General features: G+C 68.6%; 5 protein-coding genes and 1 rRNA gene. All 6 read left to right on the top strand.

The features are described from left to right. Positions 1-93 (top strand): 5S ribosomal RNA (gene rrf / locus ACIQV3_RS10155); the annotation flags it as partial. A 130-nt stretch (positions 94-223) separates the two neighbouring features. Then, the gene (locus ACIQV3_RS10150; protein ID WP_403711606.1) at positions 224-814 is read left to right on the top strand and encodes a CDP-alcohol phosphatidyltransferase family protein; all 591 of its coding nucleotides are present in this window, start codon (positions 224-226) and stop codon (positions 812-814) included. A gap of 99 nt (positions 815-913) precedes the next feature. Beyond that, positions 914-3,409: a sugar phosphate nucleotidyltransferase gene (locus ACIQV3_RS10145; RefSeq protein ID WP_403711604.1), complete on the top strand. Its 2,496-nt coding sequence runs from the start codon at positions 914-916 to the stop codon at positions 3,407-3,409. A 132-nt stretch (positions 3,410-3,541) separates the two neighbouring features. Continuing rightward, positions 3,542-4,444 carry a DUF881 domain-containing protein gene (locus tag ACIQV3_RS10140; protein ID WP_403711602.1) on the top strand — a complete coding sequence of 301 codons (903 nt, stop codon included), beginning with the start codon at positions 3,542-3,544 and terminating at the stop codon, positions 4,442-4,444. After that, the gene (locus ACIQV3_RS10135; protein WP_112452698.1) at positions 4,441-4,773 is read left to right on the top strand and encodes a small basic family protein; all 333 of its coding nucleotides are present in this window, start codon (positions 4,441-4,443) and stop codon (positions 4,771-4,773) included. Before ACIQV3_RS10140 ends, ACIQV3_RS10135 begins: the two co-directional genes overlap by 4 nt. 5 nt (positions 4,774-4,778) lie before the next feature. After that, a complete protein-coding gene (locus ACIQV3_RS10130; RefSeq protein ID WP_403711600.1) occupies positions 4,779-5,663 on the top strand; it encodes a DUF881 domain-containing protein in 885 nt (294 codons plus the stop codon). Positions 5,664-6,000: the final 337 nt, after the last annotated feature.

Genomic DNA, 6,000 nt, shown 5'->3' with positions numbered 1-6,000 from the left:
CGCCCGGTTTACATTCCGAACCCGGAAGCTAAGCCTTTCAGCGCCGATGGTACTGCAGGGGGGACCCTGTGGGAGAGTAGGACGCCGCCGAACAATCATTGTAGAGAGCCCCGTACCAGGGAACTGGTACGGGGCTTTTCTGCGTTTACGGACCGGTGCACCGGCTCCTGTAGGGTCAGGGGGCATCGTTCGACATTTCTACAGTCACAGTGGAGGCCCCCGGGTGGAGGTCCAGGAGACTCGGGTTCAGACTGACCGAATTTTCACCATTCCGAACATCCTGAGCATGGCGCGCCTAGCAGGCGTACCGTTGTTCCTGTGGCTGATCCTGGCCGAGCACGATGGCTGGGCTCTTGCGGTCCTCATGCTCAGCGGGGTCAGCGACTACCTCGACGGGAAGCTGGCCCGACGCTGGAATCAGATCAGCAGCCTCGGCCGGCTGCTGGATCCCGCCGCGGACCGGCTCTACATCCTGTCCACCCTGTTCGGTCTCACGTACCGCGAGATCCTGCCGCTCTGGCTCACCGGGGCGCTCCTCGCGCGTGAGCTGATGCTGCTGGTCATGGTCTGGATCCTGCGTCGACACGGCTATCCGCCGCCCCAGGTCAACTTCCTCGGGAAGGCCGCGACCTTCAACCTGATGTACGCGTTCCCCTTCCTCCTGGTGAGCACCTGGTCGGGTTGGTTGGCCTGGATGGGGTCAGTTTTCGGATGGGCGTTCGCCGGATGGGGTACAACCCTCTATTGGTGGGCAGGAGTGCTTTACGTGGTACAAGTCCGCCGGCTCGTGAAGGCGGACGCCACGGCCGATTGAGCTCGCTCGGCGCCTGACTGACGCGGAGGAGTGTTCCAGTCACCGTTCGGGACGGGTGAGGTCGGCTGTACGCCGTCTCTCAAGGAGGACTCTTCCGACATGAAGGCCGTCGTGATGGCTGGTGGCGAAGGCACTCGGCTTCGCCCCATGACCTCAAGCATGCCCAAGCCGCTCCTGCCGGTGGCGAACCGGCCGATCATGGAGCACGTGCTCAGGCTGCTCAAGCGGCATGGGCTCAACGAAACCGTGGTCACCGTGCAGTTCCTGGCGTCGCTCGTCAGGAACTACTTCGGTGACGGCGAGGAGCTCGGAATGGAGCTCACCTATGCCAACGAGGAGAAGCCACTCGGGACCGCCGGCAGCGTGAAGAACGCTGAGGAGGCTCTGAAGGACGACACCTTCCTCGTCATTTCCGGTGACGCGCTCACCGACTTCGACCTGACCGACCTGATCCGTTTCCACAAGGAGAAGGGCGGCCTCGTCACGGTGTGCCTCACCCGCGTGCCGAATCCGCTGGAATTCGGCATCACCATCGTGGACGAGGAAGGCAAGGTCGAGCGTTTCCTGGAGAAGCCGACCTGGGGCCAGGTGTTCTCGGACACCATCAACACCGGCATCTACGTCATGGAGCCGGAGATCTTCGACTACGTGGACGCGGACGTCTCGGTCGACTGGTCCGGTGACGTCTTCCCGCAGCTGATGAAGGAAGGCCGGCCCATCTACGGCTACGTGGCCGAGGGCTACTGGGAGGACGTCGGCACCCACGAGAGCTACGTCAAGGCCCAGGCCGACGTACTCGAGGGCAAGGTCCAGGTCGACATGGACGGCTTCGAGATCTCCCCGGGCGTGTGGATCGCCGAAGGGGCCGAGGTGAGCCCGGACGCGGTGCTGCGCGGGCCGCTGTACATCGGGGACTACGCCAAGGTCGAGGCCGGGGTGGAGATCCGCGAGCACACCGTCATCGGATCGAACGTCGTCGTGAAGAGCGGTGCCTTCCTGCACAAGGCCGTCGTGCACGACAACGTGTACATCGGGCCGCACAGCAATCTCCGCGGCTGTGTCATCGGCAAGAACACCGACATCATGCGGGCCGCCCGGATCGAGGACGGGGCCGTCATCGGCGACGAGTGCCTCGTGGGCGAGGAATCGATCATCCAGGGGAACGTGCGGGTCTACCCCTTCAAGACGATCGAGGCGGGCGCCTTCGTCAACACCTCGGTCATCTGGGAGTCCCGCGGGCAGGCACATCTGTTCGGCGCGCGCGGGGTCACCGGGATCCTCAACGTGGAGATCACTCCGGAGCTGGTGGTCCGGCTGGCCGGTGCCTATGCGACGACCCTGAAGAAGGGGGCGACGGTCACCACGGCCCGAGACCACTCCCGGGGCGCGCGAGCGCTCAAGCGGGCCGTGATCTCGGCGCTCCAGGCCAGCGCCATCAACGTCCGGGACCTGGAGAACGTGCCGCTGCCCGTGGCGCGGCAGCAGACCGCGCGCGGCAGCGCCGGCGGGATCGTGCTGCGGACCTCGCCCGGAGTGCCCGACTCGGTCGACATCATGTTCCTCGACGAGCGGGGGGCGGACCTCTCCCTCCAGCAGCAGCGCAAGCTCGACCGGGTCTACGCGCGCCAGGAGTACCGGCGGGCCTTCCCCGGAGAGATCGGTGACCTGCAGTTCCCGGGAAGCGTCTTCGACGCCTACACCGGTTCGCTGCTGCGGCGCGTGGACACCACCGGGGTCGCGGACTCCGGGCTCAAGGTGGTCGTGGACGCCTCCAACGGCAGCGCCGGCCTGGTGCTGCCCAGCCTGCTGGGACGGCTCGGGGTGGACGCCCTCACCGTCAACCCGGGGCTCGACGAGTCCCGGCCCACCGAGAGCGCCGAATCCCGCCGGGCGGGACTGGTGCGCCTCGGGGAGATCGTGGCGTCCTCGCGGGCCGCGTTCGGAGTGCGCTTCGACCCCGTGGGCGAGCGGATCTCCCTCGTGGACGAGCGCGGCCGGATCATCGAGGACGACCGGGCCCTGCTCGTGCTGCTCGACCTGGTGGCCGCCGAGAAGCGCAGCGGCAAGGTGGCGCTGCCGGTGACCACGACCCGGATCGCCGAGCAGGTGGCGGCGTACCACGGGACCCAGGTGGAGTGGACGACGACCTCGCCCGATGACCTGACGCGGGTGGGCCGGGCGGAGAACACCATCTTCGGCGGTGACGGGCGGGGCGGATTCATCGTCCCCGAGTTCAGCAGTGTCTTCGACGGCTCCGCCGCCTTCGTGCAGTTGATCGGGCTGGTGGCGCGGACGCAGCTCACGCTGAGCCAGATCGATGCCCGGATCCCGCGGGCGCACGTGCTCAAGCGGGACGTGCCGACCCCGTGGGCGGTGAAGGGACTCGTCATGCGGCGGGTCGTGGAGGCGGCCGGGGACCGGCAGGTGGACACCACCGACGGGGTGCGAGTCGTGGAGGCCGACGGGCGGTGGGCGCTGGTGCTGCCGGATCCGGCCGAGGCGGTCACCCACCTGTGGGCGGAAGGACCCGACGACGCCTCCGCGCAGGCGCTGCTGGACGGCTGGGCAACGGTGGTGGACGGCGCCGGGCACTGAGCCGCCCGTGGGTGAGGGCGTGGGCCGCGACGGAACGGCGTAGGGCCTGAAGTCCGGTGGAGCGGCGGGGCGTAGGTCCCGTCCGCTCCACCGGGCGTCCGCATTCGGTGGGAGCGGCGCCGACATGCGACGATGTGCGGCATGTCGCAGCCGCCCCACAACCGCAGTTCGGTACCTCCGGCGCGGCCGGACGCCTCCATGTCGCTGCTGACGCACGTGATGGACCACTCCCTCGACGAGGGCTACGCGGAGGCTTCGGCCCGGCGCGAGGCCGAGGGCACGTCCGGCCTGCCGCGGACCCTCAAGGCCAAGCTGGGTCTGGCCGCCGGGCTCGTGCTCGCCGCCAGTGTCGTCACCCTGGGCGCCGCGCAGGCGCGGGCGACCGCGCCGGTGCTGGCCAAGGAGCGTCAGGAACTCATCGACCGGGTCGAGCGGGCCGACGCGCACGCGGACGGTCTGGAGCGGGACATCGAGCGGCTCCGGGCCACCGTCGCCGACCGCCAGCGCGAGGCGCTCAAGCAGCACGGCGGCGAACAGGGCCAGCTCGTGGCACTGCTGTCCGGGGCCACCGAGGTGCACGGGCCCGGGATCAAGCTGACGGTGGACGACGCCAAGGGCTCGACGACCGGAGACGGCTCCGCGCCGCGCGAGAGCGCCGGATTCTCCGATACCGGACGGCTCCGCGACCGCGATATGCAGAAGATCGTCAACGGGCTGTGGCAGTCGGGGGCGGAAGCGATCTCGATCAACGGGCAGCGGCTGACGTCGCTCTCGGCGATCCGGGCCGCGGGTGACGCGATACTGGTCGACAACAGGCCGCTGGTGCCGCCGTACGAAGTGCTGGCTATCGGCGACAAGAAGCGCCTCGGGACCGCGTTCCAGGACTCCGCGGACGGCCAGTACCTGCACGTGCTGCAGGAGAACTACGGCATCCGCTACTCCTTGTCGCCCCAGGCCGAGATGCGCCTTCCGGCCGCGTCGAGCCTGACCGTACGTACGGCTACAGCAGCAGAGCAGCAGAAGGGTGCATCGTGATCGCGGTACTGGGCCTCGTGGTCGGAGTGGTGGTCGGACTTCTCGTCCGGCCCGAAGTGCCGGCCGTGGTGGAGCCATATCTGCCGATCGCCGTGGTCGCGGCGCTGGACGCGGTGTTCGGAGGCCTGCGCGCGATGCTGGACGGCATCTTCGTGGACAAGGTCTTCGTGGTGTCGTTCCTGTCGAACGTGGTCGTGGCGGCGCTGATCGTCTTCCTCGGCGACAAGCTGGGGGTCGGCTCGCAGCTGTCCACGGGTGTGGTGGTCGTCCTCGGCATCCGCATCTTCTCCAACGCGGCGGCCATCCGCCGGCACGTGTTCCGGGCGTGAGGCCGATGAGTACGAACGACACCCCGCCCGAGGAGCCCGGGGCCGCCGCGCAGCGGCCGAAGGCGCAGCCCCCGCTGGAGCCGTCGGCCGGGCCCGTGGGCCCCGAGCCCGATGCCGGACCCGCGCAGGCCGGACCCTCGCATGTCGGACCTGCTGGGGCAGGACCCCAGGAGACCGGCCGGCAGCGGCTGGCGGCCGGGCTGTGGCCGCCGCGGGTGAGCCGGGCCCAACTGATCGTCGCGGTGCTGCTGTTCGTCCTGGGGCTCGGTCTGGCCATCCAGGTGCGGTCGAACAGCGACTCCAGCGCGCTGCGCGGCGCCCGTCAGGAGGACCTCGTAAGGATCCTCGACGAGCTGGACGGGCGGACCAAGCGGCTGGAGGACGAGAAGCAGAGGCTCGACGACCAGCGCCGGGAGCTGGAGAGCAGCTCCAACCAGGCCGAGGAGGCCCGGAAACAGACCGTGGAGAAGGAGCGCCAACTCGGGATCCTGGCCGGTACGGTGGCCGCGCAGGGTCCGGGGATCGTGCTGAAGATCACGGACCCCAAGGGCCAGGTGTCGTCGGACAAGCTGCTGGACACCCTCCAGGAGTTGCGGGCGGCCGGCGCCGAGGCGATCCAGATCAACGGGGTGCGGATCGTGGCGGACTCGTACTTCTCGGACGAGGAGGACGGGGTCGCGATCGACGGTAAGAAGATCACACAGCCCTACGAGTTCAAGGTGATCGGCAAGCCGCAGGACCTGGAACCGGCGCTCAACATTCCCGGCGGCGTCGTCCAGTCGCTGGAGAAGGAGCAGGCCGTCGTCAGCGTCACACGTCCGGCGAAGATCGTCGTGGATGCCTTGCGGGCTGCGAAGCAGCCTGACTACGCTCGGTCGTCATCGCCGTGATGCGGGAGGTGCGGGAGACCGGCTCACGCGGGCGGATGCCTGCGGGGGGTCGAGGCACCGAAGTCGCGGTGCGTGGTGGAAACTGTCTGATGGTTACGGACGTTGTAAGTATGTCCGGGTCGGCAGGTGTTGTATTCGGAGTTCGTCCTGCCCCACGGGCGGGTCTGTTTCGGTCAAGGGGAATCGCCCGTGAAGTTGTTTGAGAAGTTGTTCGGCAAGAAGAACCGCGAGGAAAGCGGTGCGGCCAGGCACCGTGCGGGGCATGGAGACGTGGAAGGGCAGGGCGACCGGCCGCTCTTCCGCGACGAGGTGGCGGGGTCGGGTGACATTTCGGGCG

The organism is Streptomyces sp. NPDC099050 (genome assembly GCF_044759865.1).
Lineage (GTDB): Bacteria > Actinomycetota > Actinomycetes > Streptomycetales > Streptomycetaceae > Streptomyces.
Note: the sequence above shows the minus strand (reverse complement) of the source record. Positions and strands in the feature narration are given on the sequence as shown.